Below are 23927 nucleotides of genomic sequence, written 5' to 3' on the forward strand. Positions count from 1 at the left end.
GATTAACGATGCTGAGATTACTCGAAGATAAAATTGCCACGCCGCTTGGTCCACTGTGGGTGATTGCAGACGAGCAGTTTTGTCTGCGCGCCGTTGAGTGGGAAGAACACAGCGACAGGATGGACACGTTGCTCAACGTGCACTATCGCGCGCAGGGTTATGAACGTATCAGCGCCACCAACCCCGGCGGCCTGAGCGACAAACTGACGGCGTACTTCGAGGGCGATCTCAGCATCATTGACACCCTGCCGACCGCCACGGCAGGCACACCTTTCCAGCGCGAAGTCTGGCAGGCGCTGCGCAGTATTCCGTGCGGACAGGTCATGCATTACGGCCAGCTCGCCGGGCAACTCGGCCGTGCCGGCGCGGCCCGCGCGGTCGGCGCGGCAAATGGCGCTAACCCCGTCAGTATTGTGGTCCCCTGCCACCGCGTGATTGGCCGCAACGGCACCCTGACCGGCTATGCCGGTGGCGTGCAGCGCAAGGAGTGGTTACTGCGTCACGAGGGGTATCTCCTGCTCTAGTTTCCAGGCTTTTAGTGCTTAATTTTCTTCCGGTTAGGCTAAAAATCCATAATCAAGCTGTGGAATTTCAAGAAGATGGCAACAGGTTGCCGTCTCTTGTCCTTATTGATGGTTTGGCAGGCTTACGTACTTACCAAAAAGATGTTAAAATTGACCAATATCAATTAAGGCTTGAGCAAACCTATGATCCCGGAAAAGCGAATTATACGACGCATTCAGTCTGGCGGTTGTGCTATCCATTGCCAGGATTGCAGCATCAGCCAGCTCTGTATCCCGTTTACCCTGAATGAGCATGAACTCGATCAGCTTGATAATATCATCGAGCGCAAAAAGCCTATTCAGAAAGGGCAGACGCTGTTTAAAGCGGGAGACGAACTGAAATCGCTCTATGCTATCCGTTCTGGCACCATCAAAAGCTACACCATCACTGAACAGGGTGATGAGCAGATCACCGGCTTCCATCTGGCGGGTGACTTGGTTGGCTTTGATGCCATCGGTACTGGCCATCACCCGAGCTTTGCTCAGGCGCTGGAAACCTCAATGGTTTGCGAAATTCCGTTTGAAACGCTGGACGATCTCTCAGGCAAAATGCCCAATCTGCGTCAGCAGATGATGCGTCTGATGAGCGGTGAGATCAAAGGCGATCAGGACATGATTCTGCTGCTTTCCAAAAAGAATGCAGAAGAACGCCTGGCCGCGTTTATCTATAACCTCTCACGCCGCTTCGCGGAGCGCGGTTTCTCCCCGCGTGAATTCCGTCTGACCATGACGCGTGGCGATATCGGTAACTACCTGGGCCTGACCGTGGAAACCATCAGCCGTCTGCTGGGTCGTTTCCAGAAAAGCGGAATGCTGGCCGTTAAGGGTAAATACATTACCATCGAAAACGGTGAAGCTCTGGCCGTTCTTGCCGGTCACTCCCGCAACGTGGCATAACGCCCCCGCATGATTGATGCCAGGCCGATAAATTTTTATGATTTATTGGTCTGGTACGTCACCACTTCCGTTTCACCACGTTTCCCTGGCACCGCCCCACTCAGTCCCTGAAAGGTTCTTGTTGAGGTTATGAATTGAGAGAAAGTTTATTTTTCGTTTCAGTCGTTATCGCCTCAGTGACCTTCATATTCATCTGGATCATGCTTGTCGGGCCAATGAAGGGTGAAGAAAAAACCTATGTACAGGATTCAACGACGTTTGCGATTGCGGTGATGGTACTGCTGTTGATTGCCTTTATCGCGGTAACGACAACGGTTCTTTTTCTGTGACAGATTTTCATGATTTATTGATCTGACAAAAACTTCCCCCCTGTTTCATTCAAGATATATAGGTTACTCTTTTAATTACAGACTGTGGTGACAGTAGTAAGGAGACCTGTATGGCAAAGTATCAAAACATGCTGGTGGCTATCGATCCTAACCAGGACGATCAGCCGGCATTACGACGTGCTGTGTATCTACATCAACGGATTGGTGGCAAAATCAAAGCGTTTTTGCCGATCTATGACTTCTCTTATGAGATGACCACCCTTCTGTCGCCTGACGAACGCACCGCAATGCGTCAGGGAGTGATCAGCCAGCGTACCGCGTGGATCCGTGAACAGGCCAAATATTACCTGGAAGCGGGTGTTCCTATCGATATTAAAGTGGTCTGGCATAACCGACCTTTCGAAGCCATTATCCAGGAAGTGGTCGCCGGTGGGCACGACCTGTTGCTGAAAATGGCGCACCAGCATGACAAGCTGGAATCCGTGATCTTTACCCCTACCGACTGGCACCTGCTGCGTAAATGCCCTTGCCCGGTGTGGATGGTAAAAGACCAGCCGTGGCCAGAAGGCGGCAAGGCCGTCGTGGCGGTCAACCTGGCGAGCGAGGAGGATTACCACAATTCGCTCAATGAAAAGCTGGTCAAGGAGACGATCCAACTTGCCGAGCAGGTTAACCACACTGAAGTCCATCTGGTGGGCGCTTACCCGGTAACACCGATTAATATTGCTATCGAGCTGCCTGAATTTGACCCGAGCGTGTATAACGATGCGATCCGGGGGCAGCACCTGCTGGCCATGAAGGCGTTACGCCAGAAATTCAGCATCGATGAGAAAATGACACATGTGGAAAAAGGGTTGCCTGAAGAGGTGATCCCGGATTTAGCAGAACATCTGCAGGCGGGGATTGTGGTACTGGGTACCATTGGCCGGACCGGTATTTCTGCCGCATTCCTGGGCAATACCGCCGAACAGGTGATCGACCATCTGCGCTGTGACCTGCTGGTCATCAAGCCGGATGAGTATCAGACACCGGTTGAACTGGACGACCCGGAAGACGACTAAGTTCAGACATAAAAAAACCGCCGTTTCCGGCGGTTTTTTTGTCGCTGATTTACAGCGATTTCAGAATCGCATCGACACTGGCTTTTGCATCGCCAAACAGCATGTGCGTGTTCTCTTTGAAGAACAGCGGGTTCTGAACCCCTGCATAACCGGTGTTCATGGAACGTTTGAAGACAATCACGTTCTGCGCCTTCCACACTTCCAGAACCGGCATACCGGCGATTGGGCTACGCGGATCGTCCTGCGCCGCCGGGTTAACGGTGTCGTTGGCACCAATAACCAGGACGGTGTCGGTATCGGTGAAATCATCGTTGATCTCATCCATCTCCAGCACGATGTCGTAAGGCACTTTCGCTTCCGCCAGCAGCACGTTCATGTGGCCTGGCAAACGCCCCGCTACCGGGTGAATGCCAAAGCGAACCTTGATACCACGCGCACGCAGCTTCTCGGTGATCTCCGCAACCGGATACTGAGCCTGTGCCACCGCCATGCCGTAGCCTGGGGTAATGATGACCGAGTGTGAGTTTTTCAGCATCTCTGCGGTATCTTCCGCGGTGATCTCACGGTGCTCACCCACTTCTTCGTCAGAACCGGTTGAGGAGCCGTCAGAACCAAAGCCACCCGCGATAACGCTGATAAACGAACGGTTCATCGCCTTACACATGATGTAAGACAGGATCGCACCAGAAGAACCGACCAGCGCACCGGTGACGATCAACAGATCGTTGCTCAGCATGAAGCCAGCTGCCGCCGCGGCCCAACCGGAGTAGGAGTTCAGCATGGAGACAACCACTGGCATATCGGCACCACCAATGGAGGCCACCAGGTGCCAGCCAAAGGCCAGAGCAATCAGGGTCATCACCAGTAACGCCAGCACCTGCAGGCCCACGCTTTCAGTGCGCACGAAGACCACCAGCAGCACAAAGGACACGACCAGCGCCGCCAGGTTCAGCTTGTGACGGTTTGGCAGCATCAGCGGTTTAGAAGAGATCTTACCGCGCAGTTTGCCGAACGCGACAATTGAGCCGGTGAAGGTCACCGCACCAATGAAGATGCCGAGGAACACTTCCGTCAGATGGATGTTGACCAGAATCGGTTCCAGACCGGGTGTGTGGTACAGGTAGCTGTTGAAGCCCACCAGCACCGCCGCCAGCCCCACGAAGCTGTGCAGAATGGCCACCAGCTCCGGCATCTCGGTCATTTCAACGCGTTTCGCCAGGCGAATACCAATCGCGCCACCGATAATCATCGCCACCAGGATCCATGCAACGTTGCCGGTGTCCGGCCCGAAGATGGTGGCAATCAGCGCAATCGCCATCCCGGCGATACCAAAGTTATTTCCCTGCTGAGACGTTTCGTGTTTGGAAAGTCCCGCCAGACTGAAAATAAACAGGATTGCAGCAACAATGTATGCGGCTGTGACTAATCCTCCAGACATATGCTACCCCTTAGCCTTTACGAAACATTTTCAGCATGCGCTGAGTCACGGTGAACCCACCGAAAATATTGATACTGGCGATCAGCACCGCGATAAAGCTCAGGAAGCTTACCCAGCCGCCGTGGCCAATCTGCAGCAGCGCCCCGACCACGATAATCCCGGAGATGGCGTTAGTGACCGACATCAGTGGCGTATGCAGCGCATGGGAGACATTCCACACGACGTAGTACCCCACCACACACGAGAGCGCGAAGACGGTAAAGTGGCCGAGGAATTCTTTCGGCGCGACGTCTGCCAGCCAGCCAAACAGAATAATGACCAGCGCCATGATCGCGTACTTGCGCCACGGAGAAGCCGGTTTAGCTGGCTCTTTAGGCTCAGGTGCCGCTTTCGGTGCAGCCTGAGGCTGCGCGGAAACCTGAATCGGTGGCGCAGGCCAGGTGATTTCGCCTTCACGCACCACCGTTACGCCACGCACAACAACATCGTCAAAATCAACGGTGATGTTGCCGTCTTTCTCTTTGCAGAGCAGTTTCAGCAGGTTAACAAGGTTGGTACCGTACAGCTGAGAAGACTGGGTTGGCAGACGGCCCGGCAAATCGGTATACCCGATCACCTTCACGCCGTTAGCAGTTGTGGTCACCTGATTTGGCACGGTGTATTCACAGTTGCCACCGTTCTGCGACGCCAGGTCGACGATCACGCTGCCCGACTTCATTGAGTCAACCATCTCACGGGTAATCAGCTTCGGCGCGGGTTTACCGGGGATAAGCGCGGTAGTGACAATGATGTCGACATCTTTTGCCTGCGCGGCGAAGAGTTCCATTTCCGCTTTGATAAAGGCTTCGGACATGACCTTCGCGTAACCGTCACCGCTGCCCGCTTCTTCCTTGAAGTCCAGCTCAAGGAATTCGGCACCCATACTTTGTACTTGTTCTTTTACTTCAGGACGGGTGTCAAAAGCGCGTACGATAGCGCCCAGGCTGTTTGCCGCACCGATAGCCGCAAGACCCGCCACGCCCGCGCCAATCACCATCACTTTCGCGGGAGGCACTTTCCCTGCCGCGGTGATCTGACCGGTAAAGAAGCGACCAAACTCATGCGCCGCCTCAACAATCGCGCGGTAACCGGCGATATTCGCCATGGAACTTAAGGCATCCAGCGACTGCGCGCGCGAAATACGCGGCACGGAGTCCATGGCCATCACGGTCACGCCACGTGCTGCCAGCTTCTCCATCAACTCAGGATTCTGTGCAGGCCAGATGAAGCTCACCAGCGTCGTGCCAGGATTCAGCAGTTCAATCTCGCTCTCTTCCGGCGCATTAACCTTGAGAATAACGGGCGACTGCCAGACTTCAGCACCGTCCACCACTTCCGCGCCAGCCTGAATAAAGGCCTCGTCATCGAAACTCGCCAGTTTGCCCGCGCCGCGTTCAACTGCGACGGTAAAACCCAGTTTAAGCAGTTGCTCCACCGTTTTCGGTGTTGCCGCTACGCGGGTTTCATTGGCTAACCGTTCTTTTGGTACCCCAATACGCATAGTTTTCCCTTCCATCGGTTTTTGATGATGGTTTGTCGATAAATGCCCGCGGTTTGTATCAACTTTCGCCAGCAGGACAGCGACGACATATGATTAACCCCAGAAAATAAAACAGTAACAAACTTTCTATAACCTACTGAAAATAACGCCCGTGATCTACCGCCAGAAAACACTATTTCTTACTTTATCTGTGAAAAATAAGTGATCTGCGTCGCTGACAGTGATATTTACCTTAAATTCATCGCTGAGACCGATAAATAGCGCAAGCGAAGCGGTAAAAACATGATATAGCGCCATTAGAGAACAACTTATTAACATTAAATTAACTTGTAAAAGTCATAAGCTTTATCAGTTTTGCTTGTCAGACGCCTGTTTTTTCAACATATCACTAAATGTTATCAAATCAGATGATTCAGTGAGCACAGGCTGTGAAAAATGGCGCAGACAGCGACGGGTTTTAAATGCCATAATCGGGACCGTCTCAAATTAACAACAATACCAGTACATGGTTTGCGCAAGGCGAAGGATTATTTTTATGAAGCTTAAGAACACACTCCTGGCGTCCGCACTTCTCTCCGCGACCGCCCTGTCTGCGAATGCCGCGACAGAGTTAACGCCGGAGCAAGCGGCAGCGTTAAAACCTTTTGACCATACGGTCATTGTGGGTCGTTATAATTCTATTGGCGATGCCGTCGCCGCCGCATCAAAAGCCGCCGATAAAAACGGTGCGGCCTCGTTTTACGTTGTTGATCAGTCTGACTCCGGCAACAGCGGTAACCAGCGCGTGACCATTGCGCTGTATAAAGACAATGCGCCGAAAGCTGACGCACCGAAAAACCGCGTGATTAACGGCGTCGTTGAATTACCAAAAGATCAGGCGATTGAGCTGGAACCTTATGACACCGTCACCGTGCAGGGCTTCTATCGCAGCCAGCCTGAAGTGAATGATGCCATCACCAAAGCCGCAAAAGAAAAAGGCGCGTACTCTTTCTTTATCGTGCGTCAGGTCGATGCTAACCAGGGTGGCAACCAGCGCATTACCGCGTTCATCTATAAAGAAGATGCGAAGAAACGCGTTCTGCAAAGCCCGGACGCTATTCCTGCTGATTCTGAAGCGGGTCGTGCGGCGATAGCGAAAGGCGGCGAAGAAGCGAAGAAAGTGGAAATTCCAGGCGTAGCCACCTCTGCCGCACCAAGCGCTGAAGTGGGCCGTTTCTTCGAAACGCAATCCACCAAAGGTGGCCGTTACTCCGTTACCCTGCCAGACGGAACCAAAATTGAAGAGCTGAACAAAGCCACTGCAGCGCAGATGGTGCCGTTCGACAGCATTAAATTTACCGGCAACTACGGCAACATGACGGAAGTCTCTTATCAGGTCGCGAAACGTGCGGCGAAGAAAGGGGCGAAGTATTACCACATCACCCGCCAGTGGCAGGAACGTGGTAACAACGTGACCATCAGCGCCGACCTGTACAAGTAACAGAACGGTTGACCCGAGGCGGCGCAATGCCGCCTTTTTTTGTTACTTTTTTTTGAAATTCGGCCCCACGTCATTGCATGCTTTCGTGACACTCCGTAAAATCCCGCGCCTTAGTGTGATCCACCATTTTTATGCGCCTGTGCGAAATAATTATTCTGGATTTGGACCTTTCATAACAGGAAGCCAATGGAAAAGAAACTAGGCCTGAGTGCTTTGACTGCACTCGTTTTGAGCTCAATGCTGGGTGCGGGCGTGTTCAGCTTACCGCAGAATATGGCGGCGGTCGCAAGCCCTGCCGCACTGCTTATAGGGTGGGGCATCACGGGTGCCGGGATTTTGCTGCTGGCGTTCGCAATGCTGCTGCTGACCCGCATCCGCCCGGATCTGGATGGGGGGATTTTCACTTACGCCCGTGAAGGTTTCGGCGAACTGATTGGCTTCTGTTCCGCATGGGGCTACTGGCTGTGTGCGGTCATCGCAAACGTCTCCTACCTGGTGATCGTCTTTTCGGCGCTCAGTTTCTTTACCGATACCCCTGAACTGCGGTTCTTTGGCGACGGCAATACCTGGCAGTCCATTGTGGGCGCTTCGGTACTGCTGTGGGTTGTTCACTGGCTGATTCTACGTGGCGTACAGACGGCGGCCAGCATTAACCTGGTGGCAACCCTGGCCAAACTGGTTCCGCTCGGCCTGTTTATCGTGCTGGCCTTTATGGCGTTCCGTCTCGATGTGTTCAGTCTCGATTTCAGCGGTGTCGCTCTGGGCGTACCGGTCTGGGAGCAGGTCAAAAACACCATGCTGATCACCCTGTGGGTTTTCATCGGTGTTGAAGGGGCCGTCGTGGTCTCTGCCCGGGCGCGGAATAAGCGCGATGTGGGTCGCGCCACGCTGCTGGCGGTACTGGCGGCGCTGGGCGTGTATCTGATGGTGACACTGCTGTCGCTGGGGGTGGTCGCGCGTCCTGAACTGGCCGAAATGCGTAACCCGTCGATGGCGGGCCTGATGGTGAAAATGTTCGGACCGTGGGGTGACGTGGTGATTGCCGCGGGGCTGATTATCTCCGTGTGCGGCGCGTACCTGAGCTGGACCATTATGGCGGCAGAAGTGCCGTTCCTGGCCGCAACGCACAAAGCATTTCCACGCCTGTTTGCTCGTCAAAACAAAAACAGCGCGCCGTCGGCCTCACTCTGGCTGACCAACATCAGCGTTCAGGTCTGTCTGGTGCTGATCTGGCTCACAGGTTCAGACTATAACACTCTGCTGACCATCGCCTCGGAGATGATTCTGGTACCCTATTTCTTAGTGGGTGCATATCTGTTAAAAATCGCCACACGTCCGGCGCACTATGTGGTGGGTGTCGGAGCCTGTATTTACGGCCTGTGGTTGTTGTATGCTTCCGGGCCTATGCATCTGCTGCTGTCGGTGGTGTTGTATGCACCGGGTCTGCTGGTGTTTATCTACGCCCGCCGCACGCATCAGTTAGAGAACGCGCTTAGACGCCGTGAGATGGCCTTAATCGGGCTGTTACTGGTTGCTGCCGTACCGGCAACCTGGATGTTAATGGGATAGAATCGCCTTTCCCATTGTTGAACTGAAAAGGAGAACACGATGGGAAACGCGCAGCAACGCCCAATACTGATTACTGGTGGAGGCCGTCGTATCGGCCTCGCCCTTGCCCATCACTTTCTCAATCTTCGCCATCCGGTCATCATCAGTTACCGCAGCGAATATCCCTCGATTGAGGGGCTACGCAAAGCCGGTGCGATCTGCATTCAGGCCGATTTCTCAACCGATGACGGTATTCTGGCCTTCGCTGATAAAGTGAAATCTACCACTCCCGGGCTGCGCGCCATTATCCATAATGCCAGCGCCTGGCTTCCCGAAAAATCCGGTACGCCACTCAGCGAAACGCTCTCCTGCATGCTGCAGATCCACGTCAATGCGCCCTATCTGCTGAACCATGCCCTGCTCGACCTGCTGCGTGGTCACGGACATGCGGCGGGTGATATTATTCATTTCACCGATTACGTCGTGGAGCGCGGCAGCGACAAGCACATCGCCTATGCGGCCAGTAAAGCCGCACTCGATAACATGACGCGCTCGTTCGCCCGTAAACTTGCCCCTGAAGTTAAGGTGAACGCCATCGCCCCGGCGATGATTTTATTCAACGAAGACGATGATGCGGAGTATCGCCAGCAGGCGCTGAATAAATCGCTGATGAAAATTGCGCCAGGTGAAAAAGAGGTTATCGATCTTATCGATTATCTGCTCACCAGTTGCTACGTCACTGGCAGAACCTTTGCCGTGGACGGCGGTCGACCGCTGCGCTAGTGAAAGCGGCTCCAGAAGAAGATAAGCACCCAGGCGCTGAGCCCCCAGCAGACAACGGCCCCGCTCAGCGCCAGGGGAAGTCGCATAAAACCGGTGAAGTACCACAGCGAAAGCAGATAAAGAAAATAAGGGATGATCGACCACATCCCGAACACGATGGTCGTACGCAATGCTTCCGTGCCTCGTTCTGAGGCGACAATATAGTGCGCTATTAACGCAAAGGTCGGGAAGAGTGGGATCAGCCCGGCAATATAATAATTCCTGGTTTTAGCCAGAACACCAATCAGTAACACCACCAGCGCACCCAACGCGGCTTTTATCACCAGCCCCATCTTTTTCCCTATAACAATCAAATAACAATATGAGCCAGAATAACGGAACTGGCGTTAATTATGAAAGATTAATGGAACGTTAAGGTTGTGCGGTGTATGTTGGCTTTTTTCACGATAACAGACGTTGTATGAATAAGATTGTTTATGTTGAAGACGAGCCCGAAGTGGGGCAATTGATCGCCGCCTATCTGGGTAAGCATGATATGGACGTCATTGTTGAGCCTCGTGGCGATCGTGCCGAAGAGGTGGTCTTACGTGAAAACCCGGACCTGGTGCTGCTGGACATTATGCTGCCCGGCAAAGATGGCATGACGGTCTGCCGCGATCTGCGCGCCCGGTGGGAGGGCCCTATCGTGCTGTTGACCTCGCTGGACAGCGACATGAACCATATTTTGTCACTCGAAATGGGTGCCAATGACTACATTCTGAAAACCACGCCCCCTGCCGTCCTCCTTGCTCGTCTGCGCCTTCATTTACGCCAGCGTGCCAGCGTTGAACGAGAAGCGCCTGCTCAGTCACTGACCCCGCACAAAGCGATGCGTTTTGGTACCTTGTCTATTGATCCGATTAACCGTCAGGTTCTGCTTTCTGGCGAGCTTATCGCCCTTTCCACCGCAGATTTTGACCTGCTCTGGGAACTGGCAACCCACGCCGGGCAGATCATGGATCGCGATGCATTACTGAAAAACCTGCGCGGCGTCAGCTACGACGGAATGGATCGCAGCGTTGACGTGGCTATTTCGCGCCTGCGTAAAAAACTGCAGGATAATGCCACTGAGCCGTACCGCATTAAAACCGTGCGTAACAAGGGCTATCTGTTCGCGCCTCACGCCTGGGAAACCTGATGCCGGTTCCCCGAACGACACTGTTTAAAACATTACGCAGACGAGGTCTGACAGTTGCATAAAATAAGAACACTCAGCCTGATCTGCTGTTTTGGGTTAACCGGATGCGTTGTCGCAGATATGGATTCAAGTAATTATGACTATGTTCCGTATATTCAGACTATCCAGAATCCCTGGACCCCGGGCCATACCAATGTGCAACAACGCCGTGAGGATTTGTACGCCTGCGGCGTTGATCGAAAGTATTCTCTCAATTCATGGGACGAAAACTTCAGTCGTAACCGCCTGCTGCCGGGCGAAACGATAGAACAGCAGGATTCCAGGATCAAAAAAATAGAAGACTGTATGAAATCAAAAGGGTACGTTCTGTGGGATTACTCACAATGCGGGCCCCGTAAAAAACCGAGCGGTATGTGTAACTAGTTTGGGTTTGCGTGTTTGTCTTCGACGCAGGTTGTTAACGTATTGATTTTCGGTGAGATTGAATGAAAAAGCTGTTCGTACAGTTTTACCTCCTGCTGTTTGTCTGCTTCCTGGTGATGACCATGCTGGTTGGGCTGGTCTATAAATTCACCGCCGAACGTGCGGGCAGGCAGTCACTGGATGATTTAATGAAAAGCTCGCTCTACCTGATGCGCAGCGAGCTGCGTGAGATCCCGCCACACGACTGGGCCAAGACCTTAAAAGAGCTGGATCTGAACCTGTCGTTTGATCTGCGCATCGAGCCAATGAAGGATTTCGATTTAGAGCCACCCGCCATGCAGCGACTGCGTGACGGGGACATTGTGGCGCTGGATGAGAAATATACCTTTATCCAGCGCATTCCACGGAGCCATTACGTTCTGGCCGTGGGGCCGGTACCTTATCTCTATTATCTGCACCAGATGCGCCTGCTGGACCTTGCCCTGCTGGCTTTCATTGCCATTTCGCTCGCTTTCCCGGTCTTTATCTGGATGAGGCCACACTGGCAGGACATGCTGAAACTGGAATCTGCTGCGCAGCGTTTTGGTGACGGGCATTTTACCGAGCGCATTCACTTCGACAGCGGTTCCAGCTTCGAGCGTCTTGGCGTGGCGTTTAACCAGATGGCCGATAACATCAATGCGCTGATTATCAGTAAAAAACAGCTCATTGACGGAATTGCTCACGAGCTGCGTACGCCGCTGGTGCGCCTGCGCTATCGGCTGGAGATGAGCGAAAACCTGACGGAGGCCGAGTCTCAGGCGCTGAACCGCGACATTGGTCAGCTTGAGGGCCTCATTGAGGAGCTCCTGACCTACGCGCGCCTCGATCGCCCGCAAAACGAACTGAACCTCAGTACGCCGGACCTGCCCGGCTGGTTACAAACCCATATTGATGATGTCCAGAGCGTAAACCCGCAACGTACCCTGCTGACACACGTCACGCCCGGCGATTATGGCGCACTGGATATGCGTCTGATGGAACGTGTGCTGGATAATCTGATGAACAACGCCATGCGCTATAGCGAGAGCACGCTGCAGATTGGCTTAGATTTACAGGGTAGTCAGGCCTGTCTGACGGTTGAGGACGACGGACCGGGCATCGCCCCGGAAGCACGTGAAACGGTGTTTGAGCCGTTTGTACGCCTCGACCCCAGCCGCGATCGTGCCACGGGGGGATGTGGCCTCGGGCTGGCAATTGTTTACTCCATTGCGCAGGCGATGGGCGGCACGGTGCATTGTGAAGAGAGCGCACTCGGCGGCGCGCGCTTCTGCTTTAGCTGGCCGGTATATCACAACATCACCCTTCCCGTCCCTGCCTGACCTTTATCGCACGCTGGCCTGACCCGGCGTGCTGTGCTATATGATAAGTATGTTGTAACTAATGAAGAGTTATCATGGCGACGTACGATCTCATCGAAAGGCTGAACAGCACGTTCCGCGACATTGAACACGAGTTACTGACCCTGACCGAACGTTTGCAGACCTGCCGTCTGTTAGCCGCGCGCGTCTTTACCCTGCCGGATGTGGTGAAAGGCGCTGAACACGACCCGCTGGAAACCATAGAGGTACAGCAGCATATCGGCAAAGCGGCGCTGGAACTGACGCTGCGACACTACCGTCGCCTGTTTATCCAGCAGCAGTCAGAAAACCGCAGCAGTAAGGCGGCCGTTCGTCTGCCGGGCGTAATCTGCCTGCAAACCGATGCAACAACGCGAGAAACGCTGGAAAACCAGATTGCGCATATCAACACGCTTAAGGCGACGTTTGAAAAGATCATTACTGAAGAGTCGGGTCTGGCCCCTGCCGCCCGTTTTGAATGGGTACACCGACAGCTACCGGGATTGATCACCCTGAATGCCTACCGTACGCTGACGGTACTACGTCATCCCGCCACGCTTCGCTTCGGCTGGGCCAACAAGCACATCATTAAAAACTTCACCCGGGATGAAATTCTGGCACAGCTGGAAAAGAGTCTTAAGGCACCGCGGACTGTCGCACCGTGGTCACGCGAGCAGTGGATTGAACGGCTTGAGCAGGAGTACCACAGCATCGCCTCACTGCCGGTGGATACCCGGCTTAAGATTAAGCGTCCGGTGAAGGTGCAGCCTATCGCGCGCGTCTGGTATTCCGGCCAGCAAAAGCAGGTACAGTATGCCTGCCCAACGCCGCTGATCGCACTTTATGATGCCGATCAGGGGGCCATTGTGCCGGATATTGGCGAACTGCTGAATTACGATGCTGAAAATGTCCAGCATCGTTACAGACCTCAGGCGCAACCGCTGCAGCTGATTATTCCGCGGCTGCACCTGTATGTGGCGCAGTGATTATTTCAGGCTGCCGACCATCGATTCCGGGCGTACCCATGCATCAAACTCAGCCTCCGTCAGGTAACCCAATGCCAGAGCGGAGGCTTTCAGCGTCAGCCCCTCTTTATGCGCTTTTTTCGCAATCTCGGCGGCTTTGTCGTAGCCGATATGGGTATTCAGCGCAGTCACCAGCATCAACGACTCATTGAGCAACTGGCTGATGCGCTCGCGGTTTGGCTCAATGCCTGACGCACAGTGCTCGTTGAAACTCTCCATACCGTCCGCCAGCAGGCGTATGGACTGAAGCACGTTGTGAATCACCATCGGGCGATAGACGTTCAGCTCAAAGTTACCGGATGCGCCGCCCATGTTAACGGCAACGTCGTTACCCATTACCTGACAGCAGAGCATGGTCATGGCTTCACACTGGGTCGGGTTTACTTTGCCCGGCATGATTGAGCTACCCGGCTCGTTTTCCGGAATGCTAATTTCACCGATACCGCAACGGGGACCCGAGGCCAGCCAGCGCACATCATTGGCGATTTTCATCAACGACGCTGCCAGCCCCTTGAGGGCACCGTGGGTATGAACCAGCGCATCACAGGTGGCCAGCGCTTCAAACTTATTCGGCGCCGTGATAAACGGCTGCCCGGTGATGGCCGCCAGCTCGTCGGCAACGCGCACCGCATATTCCGGATGGGTATTTAACCCCGTACCGACCGCCGTTCCGCCCAGCGCCAGCTCAGCAAGATGCGGCAGGCTGTACTCGATGTGCTTGAGGTTATGTTCTAGCATTGCCACCCAGCCGGAAATCTCCTGGCCGAGCGTCAGCGGCGTGGCATCCTGCAGGTGAGTACGTCCTATTTTGACGATATCGCTGAAAGCCTGCGCCTTCTCGCCAAGGGTGGTTTTAAGCACGTTGAGCTGCGGGATCAGATGTTCACGAAGCGCAATCACCGCCGCCACGTGCATCGCCGTCGGGAAGACGTCGTTCGAACTTTGGCTTTTGTTTACGTCATCGTTCGGGTGAACCTTACGCTCCATACCGCGCACGCCGCCCAGCAGTTCGCTTGCCCGGTTCGCCAGCACTTCGTTCATATTCATGTTGCTCTGGGTGCCAGAACCGGTCTGCCAGATGGCGAGGGGGAATTCATCGGGATGCTTGCCGGCCAGCACTTCATCGGCAGCAGTAATAATCGCGGTGGCCTTATCTGCCGCCAGCAGGCCTAAATCCTGATTCACTTTGGCGGCCGCACGTTTAGTGAGCGCCAGCGCCTGAATCAGCGAGACGGGCATTTTCTCGGTCGAAATACGGAAATGTTCCAGCGAACGCTGGGTTTGCGCGCCCCATAGCTTGTCAGCCGGGACATCGATCGCGCCCATAGAGTCTTTCTCACGGCGTACCGTAGTCATTACTTTCTCCTTGATAACACTGTCGGGATTGCTCACATGCTTCAGAGATAAGTATTGATTGCTTTACAGAAAAGATATGGCGCTTTGTGCGCTCTTTGATGTGCCGGGTGACGTGAACGCCACCCGGCTATAGTAGATTACTTCACACACGCCGAACATTGAGAGGACTGGATCTGCCTGAAGAAGTCGTTACCTTTGTCATCCACAAGGATAAACGCCGGGAAATCTTCCACTTCAATTTTCCAGATAGCTTCCATACCCAGTTCCGGGTATTCAATGCACTCCAGGCTCTTGATGCTGCCCTGCGCGAGTACGGCAGCCGGACCGCCGATGCTGCCCAGGTAGAAGCCACCGTGTTTATGGCAGGCATCCGTCACCTGCTGGCTACGGTTTCCTTTTGCCAGCATGATCATGCTGCCGCCGTTGGCCTGCAGCTGGTCAACATACGAGTCCATACGGCCTGCGGTGGTCGGGCCTAACGAGCCAGAGGCGTAGCCTTCTGGCGTTTTGGCCGGGCCTGCGTAGTAAATCGGGTGATCTTTGATGTACTGCGGCAGCCCTTCACCGTTGTCCAGACGCTCTTTCAGTTTCGCGTGAGCGATGTCACGACCAACGATGATGGTTCCGTTAAGAGAGAGACGGGTCGACACCGGATACTGAGACAGCTGCGCCAGAATCTCTTTCATCGGACGGTTCAGGTCAACGTGAACGGCTTCACCCTCGCCCGCTTTGCGCAACGCTTCAGGAATGTACTTCCCTGGGTTATTCTCCAGTTTTTCGATCCAGACGCCTTCACGGTTGATCTTCGCCTTGATGTTACGATCCGCAGAACAGGAGACCCCCATCCCAACCGGGCAGGAGGCACCGTGGCGCGGCAGACGGATCACACGCACATCATGGGCAAAATATTTGCCGCCGAACTGCGCACCCAGGCCAAGGTTACGCGCTTCTTCCAGCAGTTCCTGTTCGAGCTGAACATCGCGGAACGCCTGGCCGTGCTCGTTCCCTTCGGTAGGCAGGCCGTCGTAGTATTTGGTCGACGCCAGCTTCACCGTTTTCAGGGTGCTCTCTGCTGACGTACCGCCAATCACAAAGGCAATATGGTACGGCGGGCAGGCAGCGGTGCCGAGCGTGCGCATTTTCTCAACCAGGTAATTCTTCAGCTTGCCCGGTGTGAGCAGCGCTTTGGTTTCCTGGTAGAGATAGGTTTTGTTCGCTGAACCGCCACCTTTGGCGATGCAGAGGAATTTGTATTCATCACCGTCCACGCTATACAGGTCAATCTGCGCAGGCAGGTTTGTGCCCGTGTTGACCTCTTTGTACATATCCAGCGCCGCGTTTTGCGAGTAGCGCAGGTTGTCTTCGGTGTAGGTGTTGTACACGCCGTGCGCCAGCGCCGCTTCGTCGCCGCCGCCGGTCCAGACGCGCTGGCCTTTTTTACCCACAATGATGGCCGTGCCGGTGTCCTGGCAGGTAGGTAAGATACCCTTCGCCGCGATATCCGAGTTACGCAGGAACTGCAGGGCGACGTATTTGTCGTTTTCGCTGGCCTGCGGGTCGCTCAGAATATCGGCCACCTGCTGCTGGTGCGCAGGGCGGAGCATAAACGAGGCGTCGTGGAAAGCCTGCTGCGCCAGTAACGTCAGCGCCTGCGGATCAACCTTGAGGATCTCCTGCCCTTCGAATTCAGAGACGGAGACGTGATCGCGGGTTAACAGGTAATATTCGGTTTGATCCTTACTGAGGGGGAAAGGATCCTGATAATGAAAGGGTTTGTTCGACATTGTTCTCTCACTTACTGCTTCAGTCTGATTATTTGGGCAGATGTTCCGCTGCCCGCTTAAAAGCGAGTCAGCTTATCCTACACAATTTTTTAACAAAAACTGAGACTAGTACGACTTTTTACATCCACAGGTTACTTCCATGTGGTTTATTGCTTTAATACCCGGAGTTAATTCAACCATTGAATCAGGGCTTGATAATGCAAAAACTCATTAACTCAGTGCAAAACTACGCCTGGGGAAGTAAAACTGCGTTAACGGATCTCTACGGTATCGCGAACCCAAACAACCTGCCAATGGCAGAACTGTGGATGGGGGCGCACCCGAAGAGCAGCTCAAAAATTGAAGACGCAAGCGGCCAGGTTCGCTCTCTGCGCGACGTGATTGATGCCGACAAAGCCACCCTGCTGGGTGACAAGGTTGCCAGCCGTTTTGGTGAGCTGCCGTTCCTGTTTAAAGTGCTGTGCGCCGACCAGCCGCTCTCCATCCAGGTGCACCCGAATAAAAAAGCCTCTGAGATGGGCTTTGCGAAAGAGAACGCGGCCGGTATTCCGTTAGATGCCGCCGAGCGTAACTACAAAGATCCTAACCACAAGCCGGAGCTGGTCTTTGCGCTGACCCCCTTCCTGGCGATGAACGCGTTTCGCGAGTTCTCAGAAATTATCTCCCTGCTGCAGCCGGTGGCGGGTGCTAACAACGCGATCGCTCACTTCCTGGAAAACCCGAATGCAGAAGGCCTGAGCCAGCTTTTCGCCAGCCTGCTGAACATGCAGGGAGAAGAGAAATCTCACGCCCTGGCGGTGCTGAAAGCAGCGCTGGACAGCCAGCACGGTGAGCCGTGGGATACCATCCGCCTGATTTCTGAATTCTACCCGGACGACAGCGGCCTGTTCTCCCCTCTGCTGCTGAACGTGGTGAAGCTGAACCCGGGCGAGGCGATGTTCCTGTTTGCTGAAACCCCGCACGCCTACCTGCAGGGCGTGGCGCTGGAGGTGATGGCCAACTCAGACAACGTACTGCGTGCAGGCCTGACGCCGAAATACATTGATATCCCTGAGCTGGTTGCCAACGTGAAGTTTGAGGCGAAGCCTGCGGATCACCTGTTGACTCAGCCTGTTAAACAGGGTGCGGAGCTGGATTTCCCGATCCCGGTGGATGATTTTGCCTTCTCACTGCATGACCTGAGCCCGGCAGAAACCGCCATCGCGCAGGAGAGCGCGGCAATCCTGTTCTGCGTTGAGGGTGAAGCAACGCTGCATAAAGGTGGCGAGCGTCTGGTGCTCAAGCCAGGCGAATCGGCATTTGTAGCGGCAAACGAGTCGCCGGTGAGCGTGAGCGGTACCGGTCGTCTGGCGCGTGTTTTTAATAAGCTATAAGCACTTACTGAATTTTTTAACAACTCTTGCTAAGCTAGTTGAAGACTTTACATCACCGGGCGGTTTCTACCGCCTGGTTTCATTTTAGGGATAGTCGCAATGAAAAAATCGGTCGTAGCGGTAGGAGTGATTGTAGCGTTAGGCGTGGTCTGGACAGGTGCCTCCTGGTTTACCGGGAAACAGCTGGAAAGCCGTCTGGCTGAGATGGTGGCACAGGCTAACGGAGAGCTTAAGCGTGGCGCGCCGGAAGCAGGCGTGGAGCTTGCCTACCAGAATTATCAGCGTGGTATCTTTACCAGCCATATGCAGGTGGTTGTCAAGCCTGTTGCCGGTAATGAAAATGGCTGGCTGAAACCGGGCCAAAGCGTGGTGCTGGATGAAGTGGTCAGCCATGGTCCGTTCCCGCTGGCACAGTTAACGTCTTTTAACCTGATCCCGTCGATGGCGTCCGTTCATACTGTACTGGTGAATAACGACTTAACCAAACCGCTGTTTGATCTGGCAAAGAATGAGTCACCTTTCGAGGTTAACACCCGCATCAGCTACGCCGGTGACACACGTTCCAGTATCGATCTGAAAGCACTGAACTACGAGAAAGATAACGAGAAAGTGACCTTTAGCGGGGGGAATTTCAAGGTTGATGCTGACCGCGATGGAAATGTCTTCTCCCTGACCGGTGAAGCAGAGAGCGGCCTGATCAATGCCGTCAATGAATACGGTCAAAAGGTTCAGCTGACGTTCAATAACCTGAAAGCCGATGGCGACAGCAAGATGACCGATTTTAAAGAGCGTATCGGTAATCAGAAACTCTCTTTCGACAAGATTGCTATCGCGGTTGAAGGGAAAGAGATGGCCGTGCTGGAAGGCATGGAGGTGGACGGCAAATCCGACGTGTCTAAAGACGGTAAGAGCATCAATACCCAACTGGATTACGCCCTGAAGAGCCTGAAAGTGCAGAACCAGGATCTCGGGACCGGCAAACTGTCGCTGAAGATTGGCAATATCGACGGTCAGGCATGGCATGAATTTAGCCAGAAATACAGCAAAGAGAGCCAGGCACTGCTGAGCAATGCCGCGCTGCAGCAGAATCCGGAAGTTTACCAGCAGCAGGCCATGGCGGTGCTGATGAACAACCTGCCAATCCTGCTGAAAGGCGAGCCAGTTATCACCGTGGCCCCGCTGAGCTGGAAAAACAGCAAAGGCGAAACCAACTTTAACCTGTCCCTGTTCCTGAAAGACCCTGCAACCGCAACGGGTGAACCTCAGACGCTGGCGCAGGAAGTGGATCGCAGCGTGAAGTCACTCGACAGCAAGCTGACCATCCCTGTGGATATGGCAACCGAGTTTATGACCCAGATTGCGAAGCTTGAAGGGTATGGCGATGAAGATGCCGGCAAGCTGGCGAGCCAGCAGGTGAAAGGCCTGGCGGCAATGGGCCAGATGTTCCGCATCACGAAGATGGAAGACAACACCATTTCCACCAGCCTGCAGTATGCCAACGGTCAGGTCACGCTAAACGGCGATAAAATGCCGCTGGAAGATTTTGTCGGGATGTTTGGTATGCCTGCCCTGGGGATGCCGGAACCGGCTGAACCTGCAGCGCCGGCCGTGCCTGAAGCACCCGCTGCACCCGCTGCACCCGCTGCACCCGCTGCACCCGCTGCACCACAGCAGTAATCATCAAAACCCCTCTCTGAGGGGTTTTTTATTACCGGTTGCAGGTACTCAGACTGGTGCCACGAAATACTATTTCACCGTCACTAACCGTGCCGACACAATCTGGTGCCCGGCCTGCACGTCTGCTTTTTCGATGCGCTGCATAATCCTGTCCGCCAGCGTGTAACCCATCTCCCGGGCAGGTGTGGTGGCCCAGACAATGGGCAGATCGTCCAGCGCGTTTTCACCGACGTCGGCAAATGCCCCTAACGCCACCTGGTGGCCGAAGAAGGTTTCAACCCCACCCTCTCCGCTCTGACGCCCGGCGCGGATCAGGCCAAACCAGGCTCCCATCGCAATCACCTCGTTATAGCAAATCACGGCGCTTATCGTCGGGCTACTCCGTAATAACGCGTTTATCGCTTCCGCGGCTTTCTTCTGGCTGGATTCGCATTCCACCACCCATTCGCTGTGGAACGGGAGGCCGTATTTAATCAGCGTCGCGCAGTAACCGCCTACCCGCTCGGCTCGCGTCAGGGACGAGCTTTTTCCGCCAAGCCAGGCAATGCGCTGATGCCCACGATGAATGAGATGCTCCGTCAACATTTGTGCGGCCTGCATGTTGTCCGGTCGCAGGGTATCGGCTTCGTCCAGATAGCTGGCGCGCGAGGCAAACACCAGCGGCACGCCTTTTTCGGCGGCGCGCTCGCACAAGTCATTACTCACACCCGACGCGCCGGCGACGATCACCCCGTCGACGCCCTGCGTAAGGAGCATATCCAGACGGGAAAGGAGCTGATCGGCCTCGCGACCGCCGTGAAGCAAAAAGACCATCCGTCCCTGCGCTTCAAGCGCTTCGGTCAGGCCCGCGGTCAGTTCGGCATAAAAGGGAGAGGTCAGGTCACGCACAATCAAACCGATCACACCGCTTTGGCCGCCGCGCAGCGCTGATGCCTGGCGGTTACGTACAAAGCCCAGTTGCTCAACCGCCTCGTTAACCCGTTGCCCGGTCGCGGGAGAAATGCGTCCTTTCCCGCTGAGCACCAGTGAAACGGTGCTGACGGAAACCCCCGCCGCCAGCGCGACATCGTTGATGGTGATTTTTTTCGCTACAGCCATGTGTCGGCGTGACTCCCTGAAATGAGATCGGTAAAACGTTTTATCAATATGTAATCTTTATACTACCAGTCAAAGCCTGAGAATGTGATTCAGAGCGCACTAAACTTTGATAAAACGTTTTATCTTCTCGCAGCATTGAAGCAGATAAACTGATTTTAACAATAAAGGAGTCGTTTTATGACGGCGAAAGCAGCACAAAAAATATCGCTGTGGGAATTTTTCCAGCAACTGGGTAAAACCTTTATGCTGCCCGTGGCACTCCTCTCGTTCTGCGGGATCATGCTCGGGATCGGCAGTTCGTTGAGCAGTAAGGACGTCATCACGCTGATCCCGTTCCTCGGAACACCTGTGCTGCAGGCGATCTTTATCTGGATGAGTAAAGTCGGCTCCTTCGCCTTCAGCTTCCTGCCGGTGATGTTCTGTATTGCTATCCCGCTGGGTCTGGCACGCGAGAACAAAGGCGTGGCCGCCTTTGCCGGGTTTGTCGGTTATGCGGTAATGAACCTTGCGGTGAACTTCTGGCTGACGGCTAAAGGCATTCTGCCCACCACCGATGCCGCCGTGCTTAAAGCGAACAACATTCAGAGCGTTATCGGGATTCAGTCCATTGATACCGGGATCCTCGGCGCGGTGATCGCCGGGGTGATTATCTGGATGCTGCATGAGCGCTTCCACAATATCCGCCTGCCTGATGCGCTGGCGTTCTTCGGGGGCACCCGCTTTGTACCCATTGTAACCCTTGTGGTCATGGGTCTGTTTGGCCTTATTATTCCGCTGATCTGGCCAGTCTTTGCGCTGGGGATTAACGGAATTGGCCGCATCATCAACGGTGCGGGCGATTTTGGTCCGATGATCTTCGGAACCGGCGAACGTCTGCTGCTGCCGTTTGGTCTGCAACATATTCTGGTGGCGCTGATCCGCTTTACCGAAGCGGGCGGCACAATGGAGGTGTGCGGACACGATGTGAGCGGTGCGCTGACCATCTTCCAGGCACAGCTGAGCTGCCCGACCACGCACGGCTTCTCTGAAAGTGCGACCCGCTTCCTGTCACAGGGTAAAATGCCGGCCTTCCTCGGCGGCTTGCCGGGTGCGGCGCTGGCCATGTATCACTGTGCTCGTCCGGAAAACCGCCATAAAATTAAAGGGCTGCTGATTTCCGGGGTCATCGCCTGTGTCGTGGGCGGTACAACGGAGCCAATCGAATTCCTGTTCCTGTTTGTCGCGCCAGTGCTGTATCTCATCCACGCGGTACTGACCGGTCTGGGCTTCACTGTGATGGCGGTGCTGGGCGTCACCATCGGGAATACCGACGGCAACGTCATCGACTTTGTGGTGTTCGGGATCCTGCACGGGTTGTCGACCAAATGGTACCTGGTACCGGTGGTCGCCGCTATCTGGTTCGCGGTGTACTACGGCATTTTCCGCTTCGCCATCACCCGCTTTAACCTCAAAACGCCTGGGCGGGATACCGATACCGCCAGCAGCGTTGAGCAGGCTGTTGCAGGTACCGTGGGTAAGTCCGGCTATAACACCCCTGCTATTCTGGCGGCGCTGGGCGGAGCGGATAACATTACCTCTCTGGATAACTGCATCACCCGACTGCGCCTGTCGGTGGCGGACATGTCGAAAGTGGACACCAACGCCCTGAAAGCCAACCGGGCCATCGGCGTGGTACAGTTAAATCAACATAATTTGCAGGTGGTTATCGGCCCGCAGGTCCAGTCAGTGAAAGATGAGCTGGCAACCCTGATGCGTACAGTGGAAGCCTGATGCCTCACCCCCTCGCGCTGAGGGGGGTTTTCTTTAAGGACTTGAGTCATGTTCGATTTTTCAACCGTCGTGGATCGACACGGCACCTGGTGCACGCAGTGGGACTATGTCGCCGACCGCTTTGGCGCGGACGATCTGCTGCCCTTCACCATCTCCGATATGGATTTCGCGACCGCGCCCTGCATCACCGAAGCGCTGCACCAGCGTATTCATCACGGGGTGTTTGGCTACAGCCGCTGGAAAAATGAAGAGTTTCTCGCCGCTGTGGCGCACTGGTTCCGGCAGCGCTTTAACAGCCACATTGATACCGAATCGCTCGTGTACGGGCCTTCCGTTATTTATATGGTGTCCGAACTGATTCGCCTCTGGTCAACTCCCGGCGACGGCGTGGTGGTCCATACCCCCGCTTACGATGCGTTCTATAAGGCCATCGAGGGGAATGCCCGCCAGGTGGTCGGCGTGGCGATGGAAAAACATGACACGGGCTGGCAGGGAAATAGGGCCGCGCTTGAGGCGGCACTGGCAAAACCGGAAAACAAAATTTTGCTGCTGTGCAGCCCGCAAAATCCCACGGGTAAAGTCTGGACCCGTGAAGAGCTGAGTCACATGGCAGAACTGTGCGCCCGTTATGACGTGGCGGTGATCAGCGATGAAATTCATATGGACATGGTGTGGGGAGGCCGTCGCCATACGCCGTGGAATGAAGTGGCACGCGGCAAATGGGCACTTCTGAGCTCTGGTTCAAAAAGTTTTAACATACCGGCGCTCACCGGTGCCTGGGGGCTGATTGGCGATGAAGAGAGCCGTAACGGTTACCTCAGCGCATTAAAAGGTCGTGACGGGCTCTCTTCCCCTTCCGTACTGGCGCTGACGGCCCACATTGCTGCCTATCAGCAGGGAGAGCCATGGCTGGATGCACTGCGGGCGTATCTGGAGGAAAATCTGGCGTACATTGCCCACGAATTACACCGTGCGTTTCCGACGCTTAACTGGCAGCCACCCGAAGCCACGTATCTGGCCTGGATCGATTTACGCCCACTCAACCTTGACGACAAAATGCTACAAAAGGTCCTGATTGAGCAGCAAAAGGTCGCCATCATGCCGGGATACACCTACGGCGAAGAGGGTAACGGTTTTGTCCGTCTGAACGCGGGATGCCCGCGTAGCAAGCTTGAGCAAGGGGTTCAGCGGCTGATCGCTGGCATAACGACGCTCCTGTAATCAGA

General features: G+C 54.6%; 20 protein-coding genes. 14 read left to right on the top strand and 6 right to left on the bottom strand.

Features of this window, described 5'->3' with window-relative positions; all coding sequences use genetic code 11:
• Positions 1-8 precede the first annotated feature (8 nt).
• The 4 genes from ogt to uspE all read left to right on the top strand — a co-directional run bounded on the left by ogt (position 9) and on the right by uspE (position 2850).
• Positions 9-524, top strand: coding sequence for a methylated-DNA--[protein]-cysteine S-methyltransferase (gene ogt, locus AM410_RS20505; protein WP_020884306.1), 516 nt, complete (start codon positions 9-11; stop codon positions 522-524).
• 183 nt (positions 525-707) lie between these two features.
• Positions 708-1460: a fumarate/nitrate reduction transcriptional regulator Fnr gene (gene fnr / locus AM410_RS20510; protein ID WP_014070017.1), complete on the top strand. Its 753-nt coding sequence runs from the start codon at positions 708-710 to the stop codon at positions 1458-1460.
• A 176-nt stretch (positions 1461-1636) separates the two neighbouring features.
• Positions 1637-1789, top strand: coding sequence for a hypothetical protein (locus AM410_RS20515; RefSeq protein WP_223398027.1), 153 nt, complete (start codon positions 1637-1639; stop codon positions 1787-1789).
• Positions 1790-1899: 110 nt separating this feature from the next.
• A complete protein-coding gene (gene uspE, locus AM410_RS20520) occupies positions 1900-2850 on the top strand; it encodes a universal stress protein UspE (protein ID WP_014169827.1) in 951 nt (316 codons plus the stop codon).
• A gap of 49 nt (positions 2851-2899) precedes the next feature.
• Here uspE and pntB read toward each other — a convergent pair whose 3' ends face one another.
• Both pntB and pntA read right to left on the bottom strand, forming a co-directional pair.
• Positions 2900-4288, bottom strand: a complete 1389-nt coding sequence (gene pntB / locus AM410_RS20525) for a Re/Si-specific NAD(P)(+) transhydrogenase subunit beta (protein WP_025204333.1) — start codon at positions 4286-4288, stop codon at positions 2900-2902.
• A gap of 10 nt (positions 4289-4298) precedes the next feature.
• On the bottom strand, positions 4299-5828 hold the full coding sequence (pntA, locus tag AM410_RS20530) for a Re/Si-specific NAD(P)(+) transhydrogenase subunit alpha (RefSeq protein WP_020884308.1): 1530 nt from the start codon (positions 5826-5828) through the stop codon (positions 4299-4301).
• Between the two features lie 535 nt (positions 5829-6363).
• Between pntA and ydgH the strand changes: the two genes are divergently transcribed.
• From ydgH to folM, 3 genes are all read left to right on the top strand, one after another.
• Positions 6364-7308 carry a DUF1471 family protein YdgH gene (gene ydgH, locus AM410_RS20540; protein ID WP_020884309.1) on the top strand — a complete coding sequence of 315 codons (945 nt, stop codon included), beginning with the start codon at positions 6364-6366 and terminating at the stop codon, positions 7306-7308.
• Between the two features lie 186 nt (positions 7309-7494).
• Entirely contained in the window at positions 7495-8877 is a 1383-nt protein-coding gene (locus AM410_RS20550) for an amino acid permease (RefSeq protein ID WP_020884310.1), read from the top strand.
• A 39-nt stretch (positions 8878-8916) separates the two neighbouring features.
• Positions 8917-9639 (top strand): dihydromonapterin reductase, encoded by a 723-nt coding sequence (gene folM / locus AM410_RS20555; protein ID WP_020884311.1) that lies wholly within the window; start codon positions 8917-8919, stop codon positions 9637-9639.
• On the opposite strand, the gene AM410_RS20560 is transcribed toward folM, so the two are convergent.
• A complete protein-coding gene (locus AM410_RS20560) occupies positions 9636-9971 on the bottom strand; it encodes a GlpM family protein (protein WP_025204336.1) in 336 nt (111 codons plus the stop codon). The genes folM and AM410_RS20560 overlap by 4 nt on opposite strands.
• A 128-nt stretch (positions 9972-10099) precedes the next feature.
• Between AM410_RS20560 and rstA the strand changes: the two genes are divergently transcribed.
• The 3 genes from rstA to tus all read left to right on the top strand — a co-directional run bounded on the left by rstA (position 10100) and on the right by tus (position 13604).
• Positions 10100-10816: a two-component system response regulator RstA gene (rstA, locus tag AM410_RS20565; RefSeq protein WP_025204337.1), complete on the top strand. Its 717-nt coding sequence runs from the start codon at positions 10100-10102 to the stop codon at positions 10814-10816.
• Positions 10817-11301: 485 nt separating this feature from the next.
• Positions 11302-12600: a two-component system sensor histidine kinase RstB gene (rstB, locus tag AM410_RS20575; RefSeq protein ID WP_014169816.1), complete on the top strand. Its 1299-nt coding sequence runs from the start codon at positions 11302-11304 to the stop codon at positions 12598-12600.
• A 74-nt stretch (positions 12601-12674) separates the two neighbouring features.
• Positions 12675-13604 carry a DNA replication terminus site-binding protein gene (gene tus / locus AM410_RS20580; RefSeq protein WP_073396660.1) on the top strand — a complete coding sequence of 310 codons (930 nt, stop codon included), beginning with the start codon at positions 12675-12677 and terminating at the stop codon, positions 13602-13604.
• Here the strand turns inward: tus and fumC are convergent, their stop codons facing one another.
• The gene (gene fumC, locus AM410_RS20585; RefSeq protein ID WP_073396659.1) at positions 13605-14999 is read right to left on the bottom strand and encodes a class II fumarate hydratase; all 1395 of its coding nucleotides are present in this window, start codon (positions 14997-14999) and stop codon (positions 13605-13607) included. It abuts the gene before it with no gap.
• 137 nt (positions 15000-15136) lie between these two features.
• The gene (gene fumA, locus AM410_RS20590) at positions 15137-16783 is read right to left on the bottom strand and encodes a class I fumarate hydratase FumA (protein WP_025204339.1); all 1647 of its coding nucleotides are present in this window, start codon (positions 16781-16783) and stop codon (positions 15137-15139) included.
• Positions 16784-16980: 197 nt separating this feature from the next.
• On the opposite strand from fumA, the gene manA reads away from it, so the two are divergent.
• Positions 16981-18156: a mannose-6-phosphate isomerase gene (gene manA / locus AM410_RS20595; protein ID WP_020884317.1), complete on the top strand. Its 1176-nt coding sequence runs from the start codon at positions 16981-16983 to the stop codon at positions 18154-18156.
• 99 nt (positions 18157-18255) lie between these two features.
• Positions 18256-19833: a YdgA family protein gene (locus AM410_RS20600; RefSeq protein ID WP_073396657.1), complete on the top strand. Its 1578-nt coding sequence runs from the start codon at positions 18256-18258 to the stop codon at positions 19831-19833.
• Between the two features lie 69 nt (positions 19834-19902).
• Here the strand turns inward: AM410_RS20600 and AM410_RS20605 are convergent, their stop codons facing one another.
• Positions 19903-20931: a Mal regulon transcriptional regulator MalI gene (locus tag AM410_RS20605; protein ID WP_014169810.1), complete on the bottom strand. Its 1029-nt coding sequence runs from the start codon at positions 20929-20931 to the stop codon at positions 19903-19905.
• 177 nt (positions 20932-21108) lie between these two features.
• Here AM410_RS20605 and malX point away from each other — a divergent pair, with 177 nt between their 5' ends.
• Positions 21109-22701, top strand: coding sequence for a maltose/glucose-specific PTS transporter subunit IIBC (gene malX, locus AM410_RS20610; RefSeq protein WP_014169809.1), 1593 nt, complete (start codon positions 21109-21111; stop codon positions 22699-22701).
• Positions 22702-22749: 48 nt separating this feature from the next.
• Entirely contained in the window at positions 22750-23922 is a 1173-nt protein-coding gene (locus tag AM410_RS20615; protein ID WP_073396656.1) for a MalY/PatB family protein, read from the top strand.
• Positions 23923-23927 lie beyond the last annotated feature (5 nt).

Source organism: Enterobacter cloacae complex sp. FDA-CDC-AR_0164, assembly GCF_003071645.1.
In the GTDB taxonomy this organism is placed as follows: domain Bacteria; phylum Pseudomonadota; class Gammaproteobacteria; order Enterobacterales; family Enterobacteriaceae; genus Enterobacter; species Enterobacter ludwigii.

What these genes read in the sequence shown, in the direction of transcription:
- pntB (WP_025204333.1), bottom strand. Translation starts at nt 4,288, where the DNA reads ATGTCTGGAGGATTAGTCACAGCCGCATACATTGTTGCTGCAATCCTG.
- ydgH (WP_020884309.1), top strand. Translation starts at nt 6,364, where the DNA reads ATGAAGCTTAAGAACACACTCCTGGCGTCCGCACTTCTCTCCGCGACC.
- ogt (WP_020884306.1), top strand. Translation starts at nt 9, where the DNA reads ATGCTGAGATTACTCGAAGATAAAATTGCCACGCCGCTTGGTCCACTG.
- AM410_RS20550 (WP_020884310.1), top strand. Translation starts at nt 7,495, where the DNA reads ATGGAAAAGAAACTAGGCCTGAGTGCTTTGACTGCACTCGTTTTGAGC.
- pntA (WP_020884308.1), bottom strand. Translation starts at nt 5,828, where the DNA reads ATGCGTATTGGGGTACCAAAAGAACGGTTAGCCAATGAAACCCGCGTA.
- rstA (WP_025204337.1), top strand. Translation starts at nt 10,100, where the DNA reads ATGAATAAGATTGTTTATGTTGAAGACGAGCCCGAAGTGGGGCAATTG.
- uspE (WP_014169827.1), top strand. Translation starts at nt 1,900, where the DNA reads ATGGCAAAGTATCAAAACATGCTGGTGGCTATCGATCCTAACCAGGAC.
- AM410_RS20605 (WP_014169810.1), bottom strand. Translation starts at nt 20,931, where the DNA reads ATGGCTGTAGCGAAAAAAATCACCATCAACGATGTCGCGCTGGCGGCG.
- AM410_RS20600 (WP_073396657.1), top strand. Translation starts at nt 18,256, where the DNA reads ATGAAAAAATCGGTCGTAGCGGTAGGAGTGATTGTAGCGTTAGGCGTG.
- AM410_RS20560 (WP_025204336.1), bottom strand. Translation starts at nt 9,971, where the DNA reads ATGGGGCTGGTGATAAAAGCCGCGTTGGGTGCGCTGGTGGTGTTACTG.
- fnr (WP_014070017.1), top strand. Translation starts at nt 708, where the DNA reads ATGATCCCGGAAAAGCGAATTATACGACGCATTCAGTCTGGCGGTTGT.
- folM (WP_020884311.1), top strand. Translation starts at nt 8,917, where the DNA reads ATGGGAAACGCGCAGCAACGCCCAATACTGATTACTGGTGGAGGCCGT.
- AM410_RS20615 (WP_073396656.1), top strand. Translation starts at nt 22,750, where the DNA reads ATGTTCGATTTTTCAACCGTCGTGGATCGACACGGCACCTGGTGCACG.
- fumC (WP_073396659.1), bottom strand. Translation starts at nt 14,999, where the DNA reads ATGACTACGGTACGCCGTGAGAAAGACTCTATGGGCGCGATCGATGTC.
- tus (WP_073396660.1), top strand. Translation starts at nt 12,675, where the DNA reads ATGGCGACGTACGATCTCATCGAAAGGCTGAACAGCACGTTCCGCGAC.
- fumA (WP_025204339.1), bottom strand. Translation starts at nt 16,783, where the DNA reads ATGTCGAACAAACCCTTTCATTATCAGGATCCTTTCCCCCTCAGTAAG.
- malX (WP_014169809.1), top strand. Translation starts at nt 21,109, where the DNA reads ATGACGGCGAAAGCAGCACAAAAAATATCGCTGTGGGAATTTTTCCAG.
- manA (WP_020884317.1), top strand. Translation starts at nt 16,981, where the DNA reads ATGCAAAAACTCATTAACTCAGTGCAAAACTACGCCTGGGGAAGTAAA.
- rstB (WP_014169816.1), top strand. Translation starts at nt 11,302, where the DNA reads ATGAAAAAGCTGTTCGTACAGTTTTACCTCCTGCTGTTTGTCTGCTTC.